This window comes from Thiomicrorhabdus sp. zzn3 (genome assembly GCF_029767755.1).
Classification (GTDB): domain Bacteria; phylum Pseudomonadota; class Gammaproteobacteria; order Thiomicrospirales; family Thiomicrospiraceae; genus Thiomicrorhabdus.
On record NZ_JARUQS010000001.1, the window covers coordinates 986,550 to 1,007,003 of the forward strand.

The 20,454-nt window shown below is 45.4% G+C and carries 19 protein-coding genes; 16 read left to right on the forward strand and 3 right to left on the reverse strand.

All coding sequences use genetic code 11. The features are described 5' to 3' along the window. Window positions 1-37: 37 nt before the first annotated feature. Both glnD and map read right to left on the reverse strand, forming a co-directional pair. Window positions 38-2,683 carry a [protein-PII] uridylyltransferase gene (gene glnD / locus QCB44_RS04550; protein WP_279408151.1) on the reverse strand — a complete coding sequence of 882 codons (2,646 nt, stop codon included), beginning with the start codon at window positions 2,681-2,683 and terminating at the stop codon, window positions 38-40. A gap of 39 nt (window positions 2,684-2,722) precedes the next feature. Continuing rightward, window positions 2,723-3,511, reverse strand: a complete 789-nt coding sequence (gene map / locus QCB44_RS04555) for a type I methionyl aminopeptidase (RefSeq protein ID WP_279408152.1) — start codon at window positions 3,509-3,511, stop codon at window positions 2,723-2,725. Window positions 3,512-3,749: 238 nt separating this feature from the next. On the opposite strand from map, the gene rpsB reads away from it, so the two are divergent. The 15 genes from rpsB to QCB44_RS04630 all read left to right on the forward strand — a co-directional run bounded on the left by rpsB (window position 3,750) and on the right by QCB44_RS04630 (window position 17,933). After that, window positions 3,750-4,490, forward strand: coding sequence for a 30S ribosomal protein S2 (gene rpsB, locus QCB44_RS04560; protein ID WP_279408153.1), 741 nt, complete (start codon window positions 3,750-3,752; stop codon window positions 4,488-4,490). Window positions 4,491-4,566: 76 nt separating this feature from the next. After that, entirely contained in the window at window positions 4,567-5,451 is an 885-nt protein-coding gene (tsf, locus tag QCB44_RS04565) for a translation elongation factor Ts (RefSeq protein ID WP_279408154.1), read from the forward strand. A 109-nt stretch (window positions 5,452-5,560) separates the two neighbouring features. After that, complete coding sequence (pyrH, locus tag QCB44_RS04570; RefSeq protein ID WP_279408155.1) at window positions 5,561-6,271, forward strand: UMP kinase; 711 nt, start codon at window positions 5,561-5,563, stop codon at window positions 6,269-6,271. 11 nt (window positions 6,272-6,282) lie between these two features. After that, a complete protein-coding gene (gene frr, locus QCB44_RS04575; RefSeq protein ID WP_279408156.1) occupies window positions 6,283-6,840 on the forward strand; it encodes a ribosome recycling factor in 558 nt (185 codons plus the stop codon). A gap of 176 nt (window positions 6,841-7,016) precedes the next feature. Continuing rightward, on the forward strand, window positions 7,017-7,700 hold the full coding sequence (gene uppS, locus QCB44_RS04580) for a polyprenyl diphosphate synthase (protein ID WP_279409185.1): 684 nt from the start codon (window positions 7,017-7,019) through the stop codon (window positions 7,698-7,700). Further along, window positions 7,694-8,509 (forward strand): phosphatidate cytidylyltransferase, encoded by an 816-nt coding sequence (locus tag QCB44_RS04585; protein ID WP_279408157.1) that lies wholly within the window; start codon window positions 7,694-7,696, stop codon window positions 8,507-8,509. Before uppS ends, QCB44_RS04585 begins: the two co-directional genes overlap by 7 nt. Then, window positions 8,506-9,882, forward strand: a complete 1,377-nt coding sequence (gene rseP / locus QCB44_RS04590) for an RIP metalloprotease RseP (protein ID WP_279408158.1) — start codon at window positions 8,506-8,508, stop codon at window positions 9,880-9,882. Before QCB44_RS04585 ends, rseP begins: the two co-directional genes overlap by 4 nt. A 58-nt stretch (window positions 9,883-9,940) precedes the next feature. After that, window positions 9,941-12,178, forward strand: a complete 2,238-nt coding sequence (gene bamA / locus QCB44_RS04595; RefSeq protein WP_279408159.1) for an outer membrane protein assembly factor BamA — start codon at window positions 9,941-9,943, stop codon at window positions 12,176-12,178. 58 nt (window positions 12,179-12,236) lie between these two features. Further along, the gene (locus tag QCB44_RS04600) at window positions 12,237-12,776 is read left to right on the forward strand and encodes an OmpH family outer membrane protein (protein ID WP_279408160.1); all 540 of its coding nucleotides are present in this window, start codon (window positions 12,237-12,239) and stop codon (window positions 12,774-12,776) included. An 11-nt stretch (window positions 12,777-12,787) separates the two neighbouring features. After that, a complete protein-coding gene (lpxD, locus tag QCB44_RS04605; protein WP_279408161.1) occupies window positions 12,788-13,828 on the forward strand; it encodes a UDP-3-O-(3-hydroxymyristoyl)glucosamine N-acyltransferase in 1,041 nt (346 codons plus the stop codon). A 44-nt stretch (window positions 13,829-13,872) separates the two neighbouring features. Beyond that, the gene (gene fabZ / locus QCB44_RS04610; protein WP_279408162.1) at window positions 13,873-14,310 is read left to right on the forward strand and encodes a 3-hydroxyacyl-ACP dehydratase FabZ; all 438 of its coding nucleotides are present in this window, start codon (window positions 13,873-13,875) and stop codon (window positions 14,308-14,310) included. A 3-nt stretch (window positions 14,311-14,313) separates the two neighbouring features. Then, on the forward strand, window positions 14,314-15,084 hold the full coding sequence (lpxA, locus tag QCB44_RS04615; RefSeq protein WP_279408163.1) for an acyl-ACP--UDP-N-acetylglucosamine O-acyltransferase: 771 nt from the start codon (window positions 14,314-14,316) through the stop codon (window positions 15,082-15,084). Beyond that, window positions 15,068-16,228, forward strand: coding sequence for a lipid-A-disaccharide synthase (gene lpxB / locus QCB44_RS04620; RefSeq protein ID WP_279408164.1), 1,161 nt, complete (start codon window positions 15,068-15,070; stop codon window positions 16,226-16,228). The genes lpxA and lpxB overlap by 17 nt, the downstream gene beginning before the upstream one ends. Beyond that, window positions 16,225-16,884: a ribonuclease HII gene (gene rnhB / locus QCB44_RS04625; protein ID WP_279408165.1), complete on the forward strand. Its 660-nt coding sequence runs from the start codon at window positions 16,225-16,227 to the stop codon at window positions 16,882-16,884. Before lpxB ends, rnhB begins: the two co-directional genes overlap by 4 nt. A gap of 68 nt (window positions 16,885-16,952) precedes the next feature. Beyond that, on the forward strand, window positions 16,953-17,933 hold the full coding sequence (locus QCB44_RS04630) for a chemotaxis protein (protein WP_279408166.1): 981 nt from the start codon (window positions 16,953-16,955) through the stop codon (window positions 17,931-17,933). Between the two features lie 91 nt (window positions 17,934-18,024). On the opposite strand, the gene ykgO is transcribed toward QCB44_RS04630, so the two are convergent. Further along, window positions 18,025-18,150: a type B 50S ribosomal protein L36 gene (gene ykgO / locus QCB44_RS04635; RefSeq protein ID WP_084205718.1), complete on the reverse strand. Its 126-nt coding sequence runs from the start codon at window positions 18,148-18,150 to the stop codon at window positions 18,025-18,027. A gap of 353 nt (window positions 18,151-18,503) precedes the next feature. Between ykgO and QCB44_RS04640 the strand changes: the two genes are divergently transcribed. Then, entirely contained in the window at window positions 18,504-20,441 is a 1,938-nt protein-coding gene (locus tag QCB44_RS04640) for an ATP-dependent DNA helicase (RefSeq protein ID WP_279408169.1), read from the forward strand. Window positions 20,442-20,454: the final 13 nt, after the last annotated feature.

Below are 20,454 nucleotides of genomic sequence, written 5' to 3' on the forward strand. Positions count from 1 at the left end.
AGCCTAAATGGCTTTAGTTGCCTACGCAGGGAGAAACTCACGCATCCTTCTCAATTAAAGTGAGTAAGGCCTGGGTTAACTCTTCCTTTTTATGTGAATCGGTAATGGCGTGATTTTCTGTATCACTGATTAGGAAAACATCTTCTGCTTTTTCACCCACCGTATTGATTTTGGCATCGTGCAGACGGATATTGCAGGTTTTCAGCGCATAACCAATTCGTGACAGCAAACCGGGAATATCCCTGGTATGGATAGTCAGTTCCGTCAAGTGTTTATTCAACTTGTGATAAGTAATTTCAGTCGGCGTTTCAAAACAACGAATACGGCGATTTGCAATCATCATCTGCACCTCCGCAGGCTCCATCTCCGGCTGTTTAAGCTGCGCTCGAATTTTTTCAATAATCGCATTAACGATTTGATCGTCGGAAACGCGGTGTAGATCATTATCTAAAATATAAAGCACGACCAGGGTCATCCTTAATGAGGTGGAATAAATGCGCGCTTCCATAACATTGAGATGCAACTTATCTAATGCATGCGTAATATGCGCAAACAGGAAATCACGGTCCGGCATATAGAGCACCAATTCGGTCGCCCCTTTTTGCGGCAGGTTATGCAAATAGATATGCGTCTCTGAGAGGTCGGCTTGATAACACAGCTGGGTAATCCGCGCGACATCTGCCGGGGTTTGACGGCTGAAGAACTCCGTTTTTAACAAACTGTCCCACAAGGGTTGATAGCGGGCCGAATTCAAGCCGTGTTTACTTAACAAGTCTTTAGCACGCTCCTGGGTTTGCAATGCTTTTTTGGCGCGATTTTTCGGCATACTGGATTTTTCATCCAATACCTTGCTGGTTTCGTTGTAGAGCTCCAGGAAGAGCGCATTCTTCCAGTCATTCCAGACATCGTCTGAGGTCGCACAAACATCTGCAACCGTCAACAGATAGAGATAATCAAGATGCTGCTGATTTTTTACCAACTCGGCAAATTGATGAATTACCGCAGGATCACTTAAATCTTTCTTTTGCGCCACTCCGGAAAAATCTAAATGGTGACGTACCAACCAGCTGATCATTTGGACATCGGTTTCCGGTAGATTGTGATTTATACCGAATTCAACCGCATCTTCCGCCCCTAAGACTTCATGATCGCCACCCCGACCTTTGGCGATATCATGAAACAGTCCAGCTAAAAACAGGACTTCGGGTTTGCAGACCTGCTTGGCAATTTGATGTGCCGTTGGGTATTCATAAGCGTACTCTTCAACAAAGAAGCGGCGTAAATTGCGAATAACCAGGATAGTATGGTCGTCCACCGTGTACGCGTGAAAGATATTGAATTGCATCAAACCGGTTATGCTTCTAAATACGGGGAGGTAGGCACTTAAAATGCCATAGCTATGCATGCGACGCAGCGCCGCATTAACCCCTTTAGGCTGTCGGAAAATTTCGATAAACAGCGCCTTGTTGATGGGATCATTGCGAAAATCTTCGTCAATCAAGCCCAAGTTATCACGAATGGAACGAATCGTATTGGAGCGGATTCCTTCGATTTGCGGGTAGTGCTGCAAAATCAGAAAAACCTCGAGCAGAGCCGTCGGAAAAACTTCAAAGACATTGTCTTGTGCAATATCCAGATAATTATCCACGAGTTTGAAACGGCTGTTTAAGCGTTCGATAATCGGCTGATTCGTGTTGAAAATCTCTTCACGAAAATGTTGCAATAAAATCTCATTAAGCTTAACCACGCTTTGAACATTTCGATAGTAGCTGTTCATGAACTGCTCAACCGCCATCTTTTCCGGAGTATCTTGATAGCCAAACTGTTCAGCAAGAAACTGTTGATGATCAAATTGCAGACGGTCTTCACGGCGTTTCTTCATGCGATGCAATGCAAAACGTACGCGATTTAAATACTTGTAAGCGGCTTCCATTTCCCGAAACTCTTCCGGAGTCAAGAAATGTTTTTGCACCAGTTGGTTAATCGAAGAGGCCTTAAAATGGCGCTTAGCCACCCAGTAAATAGTCTGGATGTCACGCAAACCGCCCGGACTTTCTTTGACATTGGGCTCTAATTGATAGGTGGTGTCGTGGAAACGGTGATGACGTGCAACCTGTTCATCGTATTTGGCTTGAAAAAAAGCCTGACTCGGCCAAAACGTTTTATTGTCCCAAAAAAGAGTAAGACGTTGATAAAGTTCATAGTTTCCGGTAATCCAGCGTGCCTCCAGAAGGTTGGTGGCAGTGGAAACATCTTCCAAACCAGCGTCAAAACATTCTTGTACCGTGCGTACCGCGTGACCTACATCAAACCCCAAATCCCACAAAAAAGTAATGAACTGCGAAAAGGCCTCTTCATTCTGATTATTCTCATCAACCAATATCAAAACATCAATATCGGAATAGGGGTGCAGCTCCCCTCGACCGTAGCCGCCAACCGCCAACAAGGCGGCTGAATTAGAGTCGGGAATAAAGCGTTGCCAAATCTTTTTGATGATTTGATCGATAAAGGTCGCGCGTTCTTTTACCAGTTCGGCGACGGCCGTTCCCTGATCAAATTGCTGAAATTGATAGTCACGAAACTGGTTCAGTGTTTCTCGGCCGGCTTTGATTGCGTCCAAAGGTCGCTCGGCATGATCCAGAGCCTCGACAAAGCAAGGAGGGGAAACACTCTCAGAGTTCATATCAATAAGGCCTTTTGTCAAACTGTTTAAAGGGAGGCTTTAGGATTTGGGCAGCATAGGCATTTCATCTTTACGCAATGTAAAGATCTCATAACCGGATTCCGTGACAACCAAGGTATGCTCCCATTGAGCTGAAAGCTTACGGTCTTTTGTTACAACCGTCCAGTTATCGCCCAACAATTTCACCTCTTTTCTACCCAGATTGATCATAGGCTCAATCGTGAACACCATACCTGGCTGTAAAACAATCTCTTTTAACTCCGGAGCAGCATAGTGCAGTACCTGAGGCTCTTCATGAAAATCGGCACCAATGCCATGTCCGCAATATTCCCGAACCACTGAAAAATTATGTTTTTCAGCGTGCTCTTGAATAGCCAAGGCAACATCAAATAAAGTGGCTCCAGGTTTCACCTGTTCAATACCCAGCCACAAACACTCACGCGCCACTTCGCATAGACGGTGGGCAAACGGCTTAACCTCACCAACCTCAAACATCATGCTGGTATCGCCGTGATAGCCATCCTTGATCACCGTTACATCAATATTGACGATGTCGCCTTTCTTCAGTTTTTTGCCGTAATCCGGGATGCCGTGACAAACCACATGGTTAATAGAGATGCAGCTTGAAGCCGGGAAACCGTGGTAATTCAAGGTGGCCGGAATAGTTCCCTGTTGTTCTACCATAAAATTATGCATGCGCTCATTAAGCTCACCAGTGGAAACACCGGGAACAACATAAGGTGTAATCATATCCAGTACTTCAGCCGCCAAACGGCCTGCTACTCTCATTTTCTCGATTTCGTCTGCGGTTTTGATTTTAATTGCCATGTAGAGATCACTTTTTGAAATGCACTTGAAAAGTACGTTTTTTTGCTTTTTTACCGATTTAAATTGTGAAGTTTTATGAAATATGGTATAAATGCGGCGCCTTTCGAATGAGAGGAATTTTAACAGAAAATCCACACGTTTACCGAGACATAAAACGGGGTGCTTGAAACAGTGAACAGTGTTTTAAGTTCGTTTTATATGGGTAAGCGGAGGCTTAACCCAAAATGGAGAAAAAACCATGGCTAAAGTGACTATGCGTCAAATGTTGGAAGCCGGTGTTCACTTCGGACACCAAACTCGCTACTGGAACCCTAAGATGTCTGAGTACATCTTTGGAGCGCGTAACAAAATCCACATCGTTAACTTAGAAAAAACACTACCGATGTTCAATGATGCGTTGAACATGATGGGAAGCATTGCTGCAAACAAGGGAAAAGTAATGTTTGTAGGAACTAAGCGTGCTGCACGTGATATCGTTGCTCAAGAAGCGCAACGTTGCGGTATGCCTTACGTAAATCACCGCTGGTTAGGTGGTATGCTGACCAACTTCAAAACCATCAAACAATCTATCAAGCGCCTAAAAGAGCTTGAAGCAATGGAACAAGATGGAACTTTTGAAAAAATCACTAAAAAAGAAGCGCTAATGCTTAGCCGTCAGAAAGACAAACTGGAGTTGTCTTTGGGCGGTATCAAAGATATGCGTGCCATGCCTGACGCAATCTTTGTGATCGATACTGGAAATGAATCTATTGCAATCCAAGAAGCAAAAAACCTTGGTATTCCAGTGATTGGTGTTGTTGATACCAACAATGATCCACGCAATGTTGACTACGTTATTCCTGGTAACGATGATGCTATCCGTGCTATCAGCCTATACCTGAGCTCTGCTGCTGATGCAATCATCGAAGGTAAAAACACAATTACAACCGCTGTTGAAGGCGATGATTTCGTAGAAGCTGAAGAGAAAGCTGCGGAATAATTTGAACAGGCCTGGTTACAAGCGGGCCTTTTCATTCATCACAGATCAAACAACGTAATTAATTAAGGATTTAAACATGGCAATTACAGCTGGAATGGTAAAAGAACTGCGTGAAATCACTGGCGCAGGGATGATGGATTGTAAAAAAGCATTGTCTGAATCAGATGGTGACATGGATGCAGCGATTGAATTCCTACGTAAAAAAGGGATGGCCGGTGCAGACAAGAAGGCTGGACGTGTCGCAGCAGAAGGTGTGATTGCGATCGCCGTTTCTGATGACAAGAAAAAAGCCGCCATCGCAGAAGTTAACTGTGAAACAGACTTCGTGGCCAAAGGTGACGAATTCAAGGACTTCGCAAATGAAATCGCACAAATTGCTTTGAATACAGGAACCACTGACATTGAAGCATTGATGGGCGAAAAAATGGCAAACGGCCAAACCATCGATGAAAAACGTCGTGAATTGATTGCAAAAATCGGTGAAAACATGGCGGTTCGTCGTTTAGAGCAAATTGAAACGACTGGTCAAATCGGTCAATACCAGCACGGTGAAAAAATCGGTGTGGTTGTTGACATGACAGGTGGTGACGATGCATTGGCTCGTGATGTCGCTATGCACATTGCTGCATTAAAGCCAACTGCGGTTTCTGCCGATGACGTTGACCAAGAAGTCGTTGAAAAAGAGCGCAAGTTCCAAATTGAACAAGCTCAAGAAAGCGGCAAACCAATGGAAATCATCGAGAAGATGATCGAAGGGCGTATGCGTAAATTCTTGCAAGAGATCACTCTTCTAGGGCAATCTTTTGTAAAAGATCCAGACCTGTCTGTTGAAAAACTTCTTAAAAACAATGATGCGACTGTAAGCAACTTCATTCGTTTGGAAGTTGGTGAAGGGATCGAGATCGAAGAAACAAACTTCGCGGATGAAGTAGCGGCGGCAGCTAAAGCTGTAACTGGCTAATCTCACTCTGAGTCCACGAAGCCATAGCCTATTTGGCCTTCCTTGCTTGAAGGTCAATGGCTATGGCTTTTTTGTATGTAAGCGTTAATTGAATAAAAGGGGAAAGAGTATGGCACTGCAATATAAACGTATATTATTAAAATTCAGTGGCGAAGCTCTTATGGGACAAGGTGAGTTTGGCCTCGACGCTGAAACTCTTCGAAATGTGGTTTCTCAAGTTAAATCTCTACGCGATCTAGGGGTTCAGGTTGGTATTGTTGTTGGCGGTGGCAACATTTTACGTGGCGCGCAAATTCAAGGTGCCGGTATTCAACGTACCACGGGTGACCACATGGGTATGATGGCTACGGTGATCAATGCCTTGGCGCTACGAGATGTCATCGAGAGCATGGGAATGCGCTCTCAAGTACTTTCAGCCATGGCGATTGAAGGGATTTCCAGCGGTTTTAACGCCAACCAAGTCAAAAAACAGCTTGAAGAGGGTGAAGTGATTGTCTTTGCCGCCGGAACTGGCAGCCCTTTCTTTACCACGGATACCGCCGCGGCCTTGCGTGGCATAGAAATTGATGCGGATATTGTGCTCAAGGCGACCAAAGTAGACGGTATTTATACAGCCGATCCAGTCAAAGACCCAAGCGCAACACGATACCAGTCTCTTTCTTATGAGGAAGTGATTCAAAAGAACCTGCAAGTCATGGATCAAACTGCGTTTGTATTGTGTCGTGATCACAAAATGCCGATTCGAGTTTTTGATATGTTTAAAGATAATGCCGTTGTTCGCATTGTCCAGGGTGAAGACGAAGGCACCTTGGTAAGTTAAGGAGAAAGAGTATGATTAATGAAATTCGTGCCGACGCTGAACAGCGTATGTTGAAATCTTATGAGAATCTGGAAACCAACTTTGCCAAGATTCGCACCGGGCGTGCACACCCGAGCATTTTGGATTCCATTACTGTTGAGTATTACGGTTCTGAAGTGCCAATCAGCCAGGTGGCCAACATCAATGTGGAAGATGCCCGTACCTTAACCGTTCAGCCTTGGGAGCAGCCTATGGTCGCAGTCGTTGAAAAGGCGATTATGACCTCTGACTTAGGGGTTAATCCGGTGACAACAGGCAATCTAATGCGTATCCCAATGCCTCCTTTGACTGAAGAGCGTCGGCGTGATTTAACTAAAGTCGCACGTTCTGAAGCCGAGCAGGCACGCGTTGCGATCCGAAATATTCGTCGTGACGCCAACGGTGACATTAAAGCATTATTGAAGGATAAAGAGATCACGGAAGACGAATCTCGTCAGGCTGAAGATCAAATTCAAAAAATCACCGATCAGTATGTCTCTAAAGTAGACGCATTGCTTGCTGAGAAAGAAGCGAGCTTAATGGAAATTTAAGTCGATATTTACGCCGTTTTACGGCATAATTTACTGGTTTTTCCAATAAAACGGCCAAAACATAACGGGAAAGCTCTCGTTATTATCGGCCGTTTTTTATATCGCAATTTCCGGGGTTTGGTTTGGTTCAGAAACAAAATCAACAGCTTAAGAGGCCAAAACACATTGCCATTATTATGGACGGCAATGGTCGCTGGGCGAAAAAGCGCCTACTTCCCCGCTTCATTGGTCACCAAAAGGGCTTAAACGCCGTTAAGCGAATTGTCGCTCACTGTGCTGAACAGGGTATAGAGGCATTGACCCTGTTTGCATTTAGTACTGAAAACTGGCGACGTCCGGAAGAAGAAGTGACCAAACTGATGGGGCTGTTTCTTAAGGCCCTGAAAAAAGAGATTCACAAACTTGACGAAAACAATGTTCGTTTACAGATTGTAGGTGAGCGCTCAGCTTTCAGCGAAGAAATTCAGCATTACATCGAGGAGGCAGAGCGCAAAACCGCCTCTAATTCCGGCCTTACGCTAAATATAGCCGCCAATTACGGTGGGCGCTGGGATATCATTCAAGCGGTAAAACAGTGGCAAGCGGACAATCCTCGACTATCAATTTCCGATCTTAATGAAGACGCCATCAATGCTTATATCAGTTTATCGAATCTGCCTGAACCTGATTTATTGATTCGTACTGGTGGTGAACAACGTATCAGCAACTTCCTAATCTGGCAAATGGCGTACACGGAGTTCTATTTTACGGATACCCTATGGCCTGACTTTGACGAAAAAGCCCTAGAACGTGCGCTCGACTCTTTTGGTTCTCGTGAACGCCGTTTTGGACAAACCGGAGATCAAGTCAAGCCATGCTAAAGCAAAGAATTATTACCGCATTCATTCTTGCGATTGGGGCCATTGTGGCTCTTTACGCCGCATCCAACACAGCATGGATGCTTCTCATCATGGGCCTGACGCTACTTGCCGCCTGGGAATGGAGTGGCTTTGCGGAAATCTCAAACCGGGCCATTAAGGGCGGTTACGCTTTGGCCACCGCACTCAGTGTTTATCTTGGCCTGTCTGTTTTAGAAACCTCACACATTATCCTGCTTACACTTGTGGAACTGGCCATCACATTTGGGGTCGTAGGTCGCTATCAAGCCTCACACTCCACTTCAGGAGTTCACTCCAAGTGGCTTATTTTACTGAGCGGCTGGTTGCTCATTGGTCTGTTTGCACTCACGATGATTCGTTTCCGCGAAGAGCTATCAGCCGGTTGGCTATTACTGAGTTTACTAATGGTTTGGGTAATGGACAGTGGCGCCTATTTTAGTGGGCGCCGTTTTGGTAAGCGTAAACTCGCACAGTTTGTCAGTCCGGGAAAAACCTGGGAGGGCGTATGGGGCGGCGCACTTTTTGTATTGATCGCTGCCTTGGTAAGTCTCTCTCTTTTAACGCCAGATTTAAACATGCCATTATGGCTATTTGCTCTGTCACTTTCCGCTATAGCACTCTATTCAGTTGTTGGAGATTTGTTTGAAAGCGTGCTTAAACGCCAAGCGAATTTAAAGGACAGCGGAACAATCCTTCCTGGTCATGGTGGCGTTTTAGATCGTATTGACAGTCTGTTAGTCGCCGTGCCTGTATTTTATTTACTTTGGTGGTTCGGGAGCTTGCACGCGTGACAGTTCTTTGGTCAATTCTCGGTTTTATCATCGCCATTGGGGTACTCGTTACGATTCATGAGTGGGGGCACTATCAAGCCGCACGTTGGTTCAATATTAAAATCACCCACTTTTCAATCGGCTTTGGCCGCCCAATCTGGGTTAAGCAGGGCAAAGAGACGCGCTTTCAAATCGCAATGCTTCCGCTTGGCGGCTACGTTAGGTTTGCCGATGAAGCAGAGGGGCCTGTCGATGAGGCCGACCTGCCCAGAGCTTTTAATCGCCAATCAGTTTACAAGCGTTTTATCGTAGTAGCCGCAGGGCCACTGATTAATATTGTCTTTGCATGGGCACTGTTTAGCCTCATTTACATGATCGGTGTTAGTGGTTTAAAACCGATTTTCGAACACGCACAACCTGATAGTGCACTTGAACAGGTTTTACCGAAAAAGGAACAGGCCTGGTTGATTACCGAAATAGATCACCATCCTGTTCATACCTGGCGTTCAGTACATGAACGTTTGCTAAAGGCTTTAGTTGCCGACCAAACCACTATTCATTTGACACTCGAGAGTCTTCAAAGTGGTGAACACTATCAAATTCGAGAATTGTCACTTAACGCCTTGGATTTAAACAATCACAAGCAAAGCTGGCTTTCCGCTCTTGGGTTTCAACCCTATGCGATTCCTATCGCGCCCGTTATCGGCACCGTGTCCGAGAACAGTCCTGCGCATCAGGCTGGACTCAAAGCCGGCGACAAAATACTCGCTATCAACCAGAGTGCAATTGCCGAGTGGCAGCAACTGGTTGAAATGGTTCGTCAACACCCCGGTCAAACCATCGAACTATCATTTGAACGTAACGGTCAACCATTAACCAAGTCTGTTACCTTAAACCAAATTACGTTGAAAAACGGCCAAACCGTTGGTCAATTAGGGGTTGGCGCTCAACGCGACTCCGAGGCAATGGCCCCTTTTATCTCGACTGAACGCTATGACTTTCTCAGCGCACTTGAGCTTGGCGCTTTAAAAACCCTGGAATTGTCCGAAATGAGCATGGTTATGCTTAAAAAAATTGTGTTCGGTGAGGCGGCACTTGAAAACCTATCAGGCCCGGTCAGTATCGCTCAGTTTTCAGGCCAAGCGTTGCAAACTGGCCTCATCTCATTTTTAAGCTTATTAGCTCTTTTAAGTCTTAGTTTGGGGATTTTGAACTTATTGCCAATTCCTGTTTTGGACGGCGGGCACTTGGTTTATTATATGGTCGAAGCGGTTAAAGGCTCACCGGTCAGTGAGGGCACTATGCTGGTAGGGCAGAAAATCGGGTTATTCCTTATCGTCGGTTTAACGATACTGGCGCTGACAAACGATATTTTAAGAATTGCAAATGGTTAATATGAAAAACAGACAGTCTAAATACGGTGTAATGAGTGGCTTACTTCTAGGTATGGCAATGCACGCCACATCGGCGCACGCTTTCACGGTTGAAAAAATCGAAATCGAGGGCGCTCAACGTATTGGCTTTGAGACCATTAACAGCTACTTACCGGTCAGCGTTGGTCAGGAGATCGATAGAGCTCAGGTTCAGCAAGGGATTCAAAAGCTTTATCAAACCGGTTTCTTTCAGGATGTCTCATTCTATGAGCGTGACTCGGGGACCCTGGTGATTAAAGTTGTCGAACGGCCCTCTATTACCGAGATTGAAATCAAAGGTAACGAACTGATTGATACAGATGATTTCATGCAAGCCTTAGGGTCGCTTGGGATTAAAAAAGGGCGTATCTACAACGAGGTTGAACTGGATCGAGTCATCGTCGACTTAAAACGACGTTATCAAAACCAGGGTTACTATGCCGCAGAAGTAAAAATCATCTCCGAATCGCTGCCAAGAAACCGTGTGATTCTCAAAATTGAAGTAGAAGAAGGGGAACCGGCAACCATCGGTGCCATTAACCTGGTCGGCAACCAAACCTATACCGATGATCGCTTAAAACCCCTGCTTGCACTAAACGAATCCCCGTTATTCGGCTCTGGAGATAAGTATTCCAAGCCCAAGCTTCAGTCCGACCTAGAAACCTTAAAATCTTATTACATGGACCGTGGTTTCGCAGAATTCAAAGTGCGCTCTTCGCAGGTCAGCCTTTCGGCTGATAAAACCAAGGTGTTTATTACGATCAACCTCACAGAAGGGCCCCAGTATACGATTGAGAAGGTGCATTACACAGGGGATAAAAAATTAACCGATGAGGAGTTAGCCCAACTCCAGAAGGTCCAGACAGGCGAACTGTTTTCCAGAGGAGACATCATTGCCACCCTTAATGCGATTCGCGACCGTTTAAGTGAGGAGGGCTATGCCTATGCAGAAGTTAAACCGGATACGGAATTAAACAAACAAGCACGGACTGTTGCGGTTAAATTTGACATTGAGCCCAAAGAACGCGTGTATGTCCGCCGGATTGAAATTGAAGGTAATACACGAACTCGTGATGATGTTATCCGTCGTGAAATGCGTCAATTAGAGAGTGCCCCTTATTCTCTTCAACAGGTTCGCCGTTCGACGACTCGCTTAAACCGACTTGGCTTTTTCACCAAAGTGGATATTGATACCCAAAGAGTGTCTGCTGACGAAGTCGACTTGATCGTTAAAGTGGAAGAACAATCTACCGGCTCCTTTACCGCCGGGGTGGGTTACTCGCAAATTGACGGGGTAAGTTTTAATATCGGGGTTTCGGAAAGAAACTTTATTGGGAGCGGTAATCAGCTTGATTTTAAAGTGAACACCTCAAGTGCACGCAAAACCGCTGATGTTGGACTCACCAACCCTTACTTTACTCCGGACGGGGTAAGCTTTGGTGCCGGTTTTTATCTAAGTGAAATTGACGCTAATGAACTCGGGGTCTCGGACTACACCACCAATAATATGGGGGTTCGTTTATCACTAGGGTATCCTTTGAGTGAATACAGTCGAATCAACTATGGTTTAAAATTTAATAACCAAAAATTGGTTTGTGCGGATACGTTTAATGTCTGTTCTGACTACATAGTCGACAACGAAGAAGAATACAATTCCGCCATTTTAAGCATGGGGTGGAGTTACGACACAAAAAATGCTTTCTATTTCCCGACCGAAGGCCAACGGTTTTCCGTATCCGGTCAATTGGTCGCACCGATTTCGTCTGATGTCTCTTTTTACAAGCTATTTATGGACGAAAAGTGGTATTATCCGTTATCGGACAACTTTACCTTTAAGTTTAATCTGGGAATGGCATATGGTGATGGACTCGGTTCTAACGATGATCTGCCTTTCTTCGAGAAATTTTATGCAGGCGGTATAAGTTCAGTACGAGGTTATGAACCAAACTCACTGGGTGATAACTATGATTATGTTACTGATGGAAGTGATCGCCCGATTGGTGGTTCAGCCAGATTGCTGACCTCGGGTGAGCTGGTTTTTCCAATGCCATTCATTGAAGACTCAAGCAATATGCGCTTGAGCGTATTCTTTGATGCAGGTAACGTGTTCCCAGACATTGAATCGGTTGAGCTTGGTGAGCTCAGAACCTCAGCGGGCTTAGGACTTTCTTGGATCACGCCAGTTGGTCCTCTATCGTTCAGTTTTGCTAAGCCGATTACTTATACGGATGATGATGAACTGCAAAGCTTCCAGTTCAACTTAGGTATTCCAATGTAAAGGCTTAAACGTTCAATAACAAAAACACCGACAGAATAATACAACTCAGGATAGCTTCATGTTTCGAATGACAAAAATTGTTTTAGCCACTTTTTTAATGTGTTTTACATTGATCAGTTCTGCAGAGGAAACACCGGTTAAATTAGGTGTGGTCAATGTTGGTCTATTGTTAGAACAAGCCCCCCAAGCCAAAGATGCCAGTGCAAATTTAGAAAAAGAATTTGCCCCGCAGCAAAATGAACTAAAGGCACTGGCCAGCAATTTAGAAAAGAAACAAAACGACTATCAAAAAAACAAAGCCGTGATGAGTGAAGCTCAAAAGGTTACCAAAGAGCGTGAGCTGTCGATGATGACCCGAGAGATTCAGCGTCGTCGTAATGATATTCAGGAGCTGTTAAACCTTCGCCGCAATGAAGAGCTGGCTAAATTGCAAACCCTGGTTAACGAGGCGATTAAAACCATTGGTAAGCAGCAGGGATTCGACCTTATCCTATATGAAGGGATTGCTTACACCAACAACCGTGTCGATGTTACCCAAGATGTTTTAAAGTACTTGCAACAGGTAAGCAAAAAGCAACGTTCAGACTTCAATAAATAAGACACCCTGACATGCTGCTTCAAGAAATCATCCAACATTTACGTGAATCGGGTATTGAGGTTACATTTCAAGGGAATGAACAAACCGAAATAGAACAAGTATCGAGTCTGGTAAATGCGACTGATCGGAGTATTAGCTTTTTTTCCGATCGTAAACGCCTGCCTGAGTTGCAAAAAACCCAGGCAGCAGCCGTGATCGTTAATCAGGAGTTTGCAGAGGCCTGTCCTAAAAACGGCTTGATAGTACAAAACCCCTATCACGTGTATGCACTTGTCGCGCAATTACTTAACCCACCGGAGCAATTTCCAGTAGGCATCCATCCTACCGCTATTGTTGACGACAGTGCCCAAATTGGTGAAAACGTCGTGATTATGGGACATGCCGTCATTGGTAAAGAGTGCCAAATCGGTGACAATACGGTGATTATGGCCGGTACAGTGATTGGAGACTACAGCACTATTGGACATGATTGCCGTATCGCACCAAATGTCGTGATCATGCATGATTGTCACCTGGGTAACAACACGACAATTGAAGCGGGGACAGTAATCGGCGGCGATGGCTTTGGTTGGGCAAACCACCAAGGAAAATGGATTAAAATCCCACAAATTGGCCGAGTGATAATTGGCAGTTACGTATCTGTCGGTAATAACTGTGCGATCGACAGGGGAGCCATTGAGGACACAATTATCGAAGATCATTGTATTATCGATAACTTAGTTCAGATTGCCCATAATGTTCATATTGGCCGCGGCAGCGCGATTGCAGGGCAAGCAGGCTTTGCCGGTAGCACGATTTTAGGTAAAAACTGCACAGTAGCAGGGCAAGCAGGTTTTGCCGGGCACCTTACTGTCACAGATAAAACCCATATTATGGCAAAAGCAGGTGTCACTCATGACCTTAACGAGCCAGGTGCCTATGCAGGTTTTCCAGCCATTTCAGCGAGTGAGTGGCACAAGCAAAGTGTTCGCAGCAGACAGCTTGACAAGATGGCTCGAAAAATGAAAGAACTCGAAAGAGAACTGGCAGAAATCAAGGACTTAGCCAATTAATTTAATCAAACATTTAGAATCATAAACCTTGGATAATAATAAAGATGATGGAAGTTAAAGACATTTTTGACTATTTACCGCACCGCTACCCGTTTTTATTGGTAGATCGTGTTACTGACTATGTTCCTGGTGAATCCCTTAAAGCTTACAAAAACGTTACCTTTAATGAACCCCAATTCACCGGTCACTTCCCAAATAATCCTATCATGCCAGGGGTTATGATCATTGAAGCCATGGCTCAATGCACTGGGATATTGGCCTTCCGCAGCCAAGGTGTTAAGCCGGATGGTACCTCCATGTACTATCTTGCGGCTGTCGATAATTGCCGATTCCGTCAACCCGCTGTTCCAGGTGATCGTCTCGATTTCGAAGTCAAAACTATGGGCAATAAACGCGGTATTTGGAAGTTTGAGTGTGTAACGAAAGTAGATGGTAAGGTGATTGCTTCTGCCGACTTATTGTGTGCTGAAAGAAAGGTATAAACATTGATTCATCCAACAGCCATTATTGACCCTGCTGCTAAAATCGCCGAGGGCGTCAAGATTGGACCTTACTGCATTATTGAAGGTGACGTGTCCATTGATGAAGGAACTATTCTGGATTCCCATGTCGTTATTCAAGGGCCGACTCAAATCGGTAAAGGCAACCGTTTTTACCCTTTTGGGAGTATTGGCGCGGCTCCGCAAGATAAGAAATACGCTGGTGAAGAGACCCGTTTAATTATAGGTGACAACAATACCTTCAGAGAAAACGTCACCATTAACCGGGGCACCATTCAGGACTTAAAAGAAACCCGTATCGGTAACGATAACTGGATCATGGCGGGCGTTCATATCGCGCACGACTGTATCGTCGGCAACCACTGCATTTTTGCGAATGCAACCGCCTTGGCGGGGCACGTTACCGTTAATGATTGGGCCATTCTCGGTGGCTATACCCTGGTGCATCAATTTTGCCAGATTGGTGCACATAGCTTTTGCGGTATGGGCAGCGTGATTAACCAGGACGTACCCGACTTTGTCGTAGTCTCGGGTAATTTAGCCATTCCTCGCGGCATCAATTTAGAAGGGTTAAAACGCCGTGGCTTTACCTCAGAACAGATCAACCTAATTAAAAAAGCCTACCGTTCACTTTACAGAACCGGGAATAAATTGTCAGATGCCATTGAGCAACTGCAAGCGTTTAACGACCCTTCCAACACACTCAGCTCACTTATTCAATTTTTGAAAAACTCAAATCGTGGTATCGTTAGATAAGCAATCACCGGTCATCGCTATGGTGGCCGGTGAAGCCTCCGGAGACATTCTAGGAGCAAGCCTGATTTCCAGTCTAAAACAGCGTTATCCCAATGCGCGCTTTATTGGCATAGGCGGCCCAAAAATGCAATCATCGGGCCTTGAAAGCTGGTATCCAATGGAATCACTTTCGGTCATGGGGTTCTTTGAAGTCCTTAAACACCTAAGGGAATTACTTCACTTGCGAAAAGAGCTCATCCGGCGCTTGCTTGAACTCCGTCCCGATGTTTTTATCGGAATCGACGCCCCTGACTTCAACTTTACGGTTGAGCGCACTTTAAAACAGCACAAGATCCCAACCGTGCATTACGTCGGTCCTTCTGTCTGGGCCTGGCGCGAAAAACGTTTAGAAAAAATCAAGAAGTCAACCGACGGCGTTTTAGTATTGTTCCCATTCGAACCACCTTATTATGATCGATATGACATCCCCGTCCGTTTTGTAGGCCATCCGTTAGCGCATCGCTTTCCTGAACAGCCTGACAAGCAAAGTGCTCGCTTACAGTTAAAACTGCCTTTAGATGCCCCGATTACAGCCATTCTTCCCGGTTCGCGTATGAGTGAAATAGAGCGCATGATCGATCCTTATTTACAAGCAGCTGCCATTATGGCTCAGGATTATCCGCAAATGCAGTTCGTTATTCCCTGCGTACATGCAAAAGCGAGACAGCGCATTGAACTGGCCGTAGAGCGATTCGGAGACGCTCTGGCTATTCACCTTATCGATCAACACTCGCAGCAAGTGCTTGAGGCCTGCGATCAGGTCATGGTCACCTCCGGAACCGCCACTCTGGAATGTGCACTCATGAAGAAACCGATGGTGATTTCGATCAAACTACACCCGGTCTCTTACTGGATTATGAAGCGATTGGCCACCACCCAATGGATCGGGTTGCCCAATATTTTAGCCGGCAAGTCTCTTGTCAAAGAGCTCATTCAGGAGGAGGCTTCGCCTGAAAACATTGCGAATGCAATGCTTCAAGTCATTAGCGACAGTAACTTGAGACAGAAACAAATTGCTGCTTTTGAGGAGCAGCACCAACAGCTCAAGCTCAATGCATCTGAATTGGCGGCTGATGCCATTCAAAAATGGGCAGGCCTGTCATGAAGATAAACAGACAATCTTCACTGTTCGAACTTTCTGAGCTAGATGCTTTGCAGCCGGACGGTGCCATCATTGGTGTGGATGAAGTCGGAAGAGGGCCCTTGATCGGAGAAGTCGTGGCGGCCGCAGTTGTGCTGCCGGATTCATGCACATTGCCTCTTGCCGACTCAAAAAAACTCAACGAGTCACGCCGCATAGAACTGGCGGAACAAATCAAAAATGAAGCCATCGCCTATTCCATCGCCAGTGCCACTCCCGAAGAAATTGATCACTTAAATATTCTTAATGCCACGATGCTGGCCATGCAGCGTGCGATACGAGCCGTTGCATGTCAAGTTGAAAGCGTAAAAGAGATTCTTGTGGATGGGAATCGATGCCCCAAAACCACGTCTCCATGCCGTGCCATTGTCAAAGGCGACGATAAGGTCGCTCAAATCAGCGCCGCTTCCATTCTAGCCAAGGTGTATCGTGATCAACAGATGATGGAGATGGATCAACGCTACCCTCAATATGGATTTGCCCAGCATAAAGGCTACCCCACCAGCAAACATCTCGAAGCGATTCAAGAACATGGTCTTATAAGCGGCTATCGCAAATCATTTAAACCGATTAAACGCCTGTTGGAATCGACTCACATAGCCCCACGAAATCGCCCATAAATAAAGTGGGCATCCCTAACATTAGGCTTTATAATCTCAATAATTTCCTTCCTTAGACGGACGCCGACATGAGTACGACCTTAGAACAAGTCGAAAAAACCGCACAACTAAGTAAAAACAACCAACTGAGCTTAATGATCTTTCAAGTCCAGTTCCCATATGACGACTATCAGCCGCCATATTACGGTATTAACGTCTTTAAAGTGCGAGAAGTCCTTGAGGCACGCCTATTCGATATTTCGCCTATTCCTGATGCCAACCCTCTGGTTGAAGGTATGATCGAACTTCGAGGGGAGTATCTTCCCGTCATTGACCTCCCCAAATGGATGGGCTTGGAAATGACAGAGGAGCAACGTGAAAAATCAATCATCATTGTGGCCGATTTCAGCCGTAATTATGTCGGTTTACGCGTTTCACATATTCACGGTGTTGAAGAAAAAAACTGGACCGACATTCATCCGGCTGGAAACTATAAAGTTAACGTCAATACCAATCAGATCGTCAATCATACCTATCTCGACAACAGCGAAACACTCTGCTTTATTTTAGATATCGAAAAACTGCTTATTGAAGCCATGCCCTCTATGGCGCAAAAAATCTTTTCATCGGCCAAATCGATCGATAAGGAAGCTCATGAATTGTCGCCACAAATGTATGCGAAAACCATTCTTTTTGCGGAAGACAGCCAGTCCATTCAAAAATACATGGGCATGGTGTTTGATCAGCTCAATCTGAAGCATATTGGCTTTGACAACGGCCGACTGTTGCTTGACTACATCCAAGGCTTAGATACATTGGATGACGTTGCGATGGTCTTCACTGATTTGGAAATGCCAGTTGCATCGGGCCATACGGTAATCAAAGAACTTAAAGAGGACCCTAGAACACGTACTTTGCCTATCGTGGTTCACACTTCCATGACCAGCGACAATAACAGTCGTGAAGTATTAGCTATGGGTGCGGATTATTTTATTGGTAAAGTGGATACCGATCTGATTTTAGAAACCGTGTGCAAAGTCGATCAAGCACGCTTTTCGGCGGGTGTTTAAGAGATTTTAAAGAAAAAAGGGCACGCCTATTTTTTGGCAATAAAAAAGGCGCATGATCAGTGCGCCTTTTTCACTCCAAACACAAACTCGATTAACGTTGACGAGCTTTGAATTTTGGGTTTGTTTTATTGATTACGTAAACCTTACCGCGACGCTTAACAACCTGACAGTCTTTATGACGCGTTTTAGCAGATTTTAAAGAAGATAAAATTTTCATTTTTTCAATTCCATAATTATGGTGGTATATAAAAGCCAGCTAACGGCTTTAGCTCAAATTTGAAGCGCCGTATGTTACATCTTTATCCGTCTATTGTCTAGGGCTAAATCCACTAAAACCCAATTATTACGCCAATTAAGCCTGTTTTTCTAAGGTTAGATTTAACGATCTTCCCGTCTTACATAAAAAAACCTTAAACGAGCTAATCATAGACATACCGAAGCAGCCTTTATTTTAACGATCAGAAAATTAACAGGCCTGATACCTCCGCAAAACCGATGTGATAAGCCACACTTAAAACAGCCACTTCCAGTATAATCTGACTATTTAATCCGCAGGGAAGCAACCCACTTATGGCAAGCCAAGTTGACGCTAAAACCATTCTGACCATTGACCAAGTAATGGGAGAGAAGGGCAGCTTGTCTGAAGCCGTTGAAGGCTACCACCCTCGACAATCTCAATTGGATATGGCTTATGAAGTCGAAAACCTGATTGAAAGTGATGATACGCTGCTTGCCGAGGCCGGAACAGGGACCGGGAAAACCTTCGCCTATCTCGTTCCTGCACTGCTGTCCGGCAAAAAGGTCATTATTTCTACTGCTACCAAAACCCTGCAAGAGCAACTCATACAGAAAGACCTGCCGATTCTGTTAAAAGCCTGCAATATCAAAGGCAAAGCGCGCCTTCTTAAAGGACGGGATAACTACCTGTGTCCGCAACGTCTGGAATTGACCGAAACCACCGAACAACATAGCAAGGAAGACTGGCAAAAACTGGCACAAATCCGCGACTGGTCAGAAAAAACGCTGCACGGCGACCGAGCCGAATTAGAGCTGATTAGCGAAACCGATCCGATTTGGCGCAAGGTCACGGCTCGACTGGAATTCTGCCAAGCCGCATCGGACTGCACGCGTGAAAACGGTTGCTTCTATCCTCACGTCAAAGAACTCGCAAACGAAGCGCAAGTACTGGTGGTGAACCACCATTTATTCTGCGCCGATCTGGCCCTTAGAGAGCAAGGCTTTGGCGAACTGCTGCCAGAAGCGGAAATTTACGTGTTTGACGAAGCCCACCAGCTACCGGATATTGCCGCCCAATTTCTTGGCTTCTCCATCAGCCGTACTCAACTCGAAGAACTCGCTCGAGATGTTCGCCACGCGCAGAAAATTGAATCACCGGACAGCAAAGAGATCAGTGATGCGGCTCTGCTGTTTGACGAACAGATCAAACAGCTCAACAGTGCTTTGGGAAAATGGGAAAAACGCTGGACTTGGGAACAGCTCGAAAATGAACAAGCTTTCCAAAAATCGATCATTCGCCTGCATAATCAGCTTGAGCAGTTGATCGATAAAATCAAACCGGTTACAGAACGCGGCAAACAGCTCAGTGCCGTGTATAAGCGGGCAAAGGAATACCAGGCTCAATTGAAAGAATGGAGCAGTCATCACCCTGAAAACAAAATTCGCTGGATAGAATCTTCTCAAGCGCGATTTAAATTTAACCTGACGCCGCTCAGCGTAGCCAGTGCTTTTAGCCGGCAACGCGAAGACATCGGCGGTGCCTGGCTGTTTACCTCCGCCACTTTAAGCGTTAGAGGGCAGTTCGACTATTTTGCAAACCGTCTCGGCTTAAACGACGCTAAGACGGTTTGCTGGCCCAGTCCATTTGATTATGCTCAGCAGGGCGTTATATATCATCCAATTGGCTTGCCGGATCCAAAAGATCCCAATTACATTAAAATTTGTCTGCGTGCCGCTTGGCCCCTGCTTCAAGCCAGCCGGGGACGGGCTTTTATGCTGTTCACCAGTCACCGTGCCATGCAGGAAGCCCATGCGATTCTCAAGCAGCACTGGCCAGGGCAACTCTTGCTGCAAGGGGAGAAACCGAAACTCACATTGCTAAATGAATTTAAAGCGGGGAACCAAGTCATTTTGCTTGGGACCAGCAGTTTTTGGGAAGGTGTTGATGTTAAGGGTGAGGCCTTAAAACTGGTCATGATTGATCGAATTCCGTTTGCCCCGCCTGATGATCCAATCGTACGGGCACGAGAGGCCTACTTAAAAGAAAAAGGCTTAAATGGATTTACCCATTTTCAACTGCCTGAAGCGGTTATTGCCATGAAGCAGGGTGCCGGTCGACTGATTCGTGACATTCACGATCATGGTGTGTTGATGCTGTGTGATCCGCGCCTAAGCGGTAAAGCCTACGGCAAGACGATTCGTGACAGCCTTCCAGCCTTTCCATGGGTGTATGAGCCGCAGAGTGCAATTGAAAAATTACAAAGTGAATGAAGCACAATTCAAG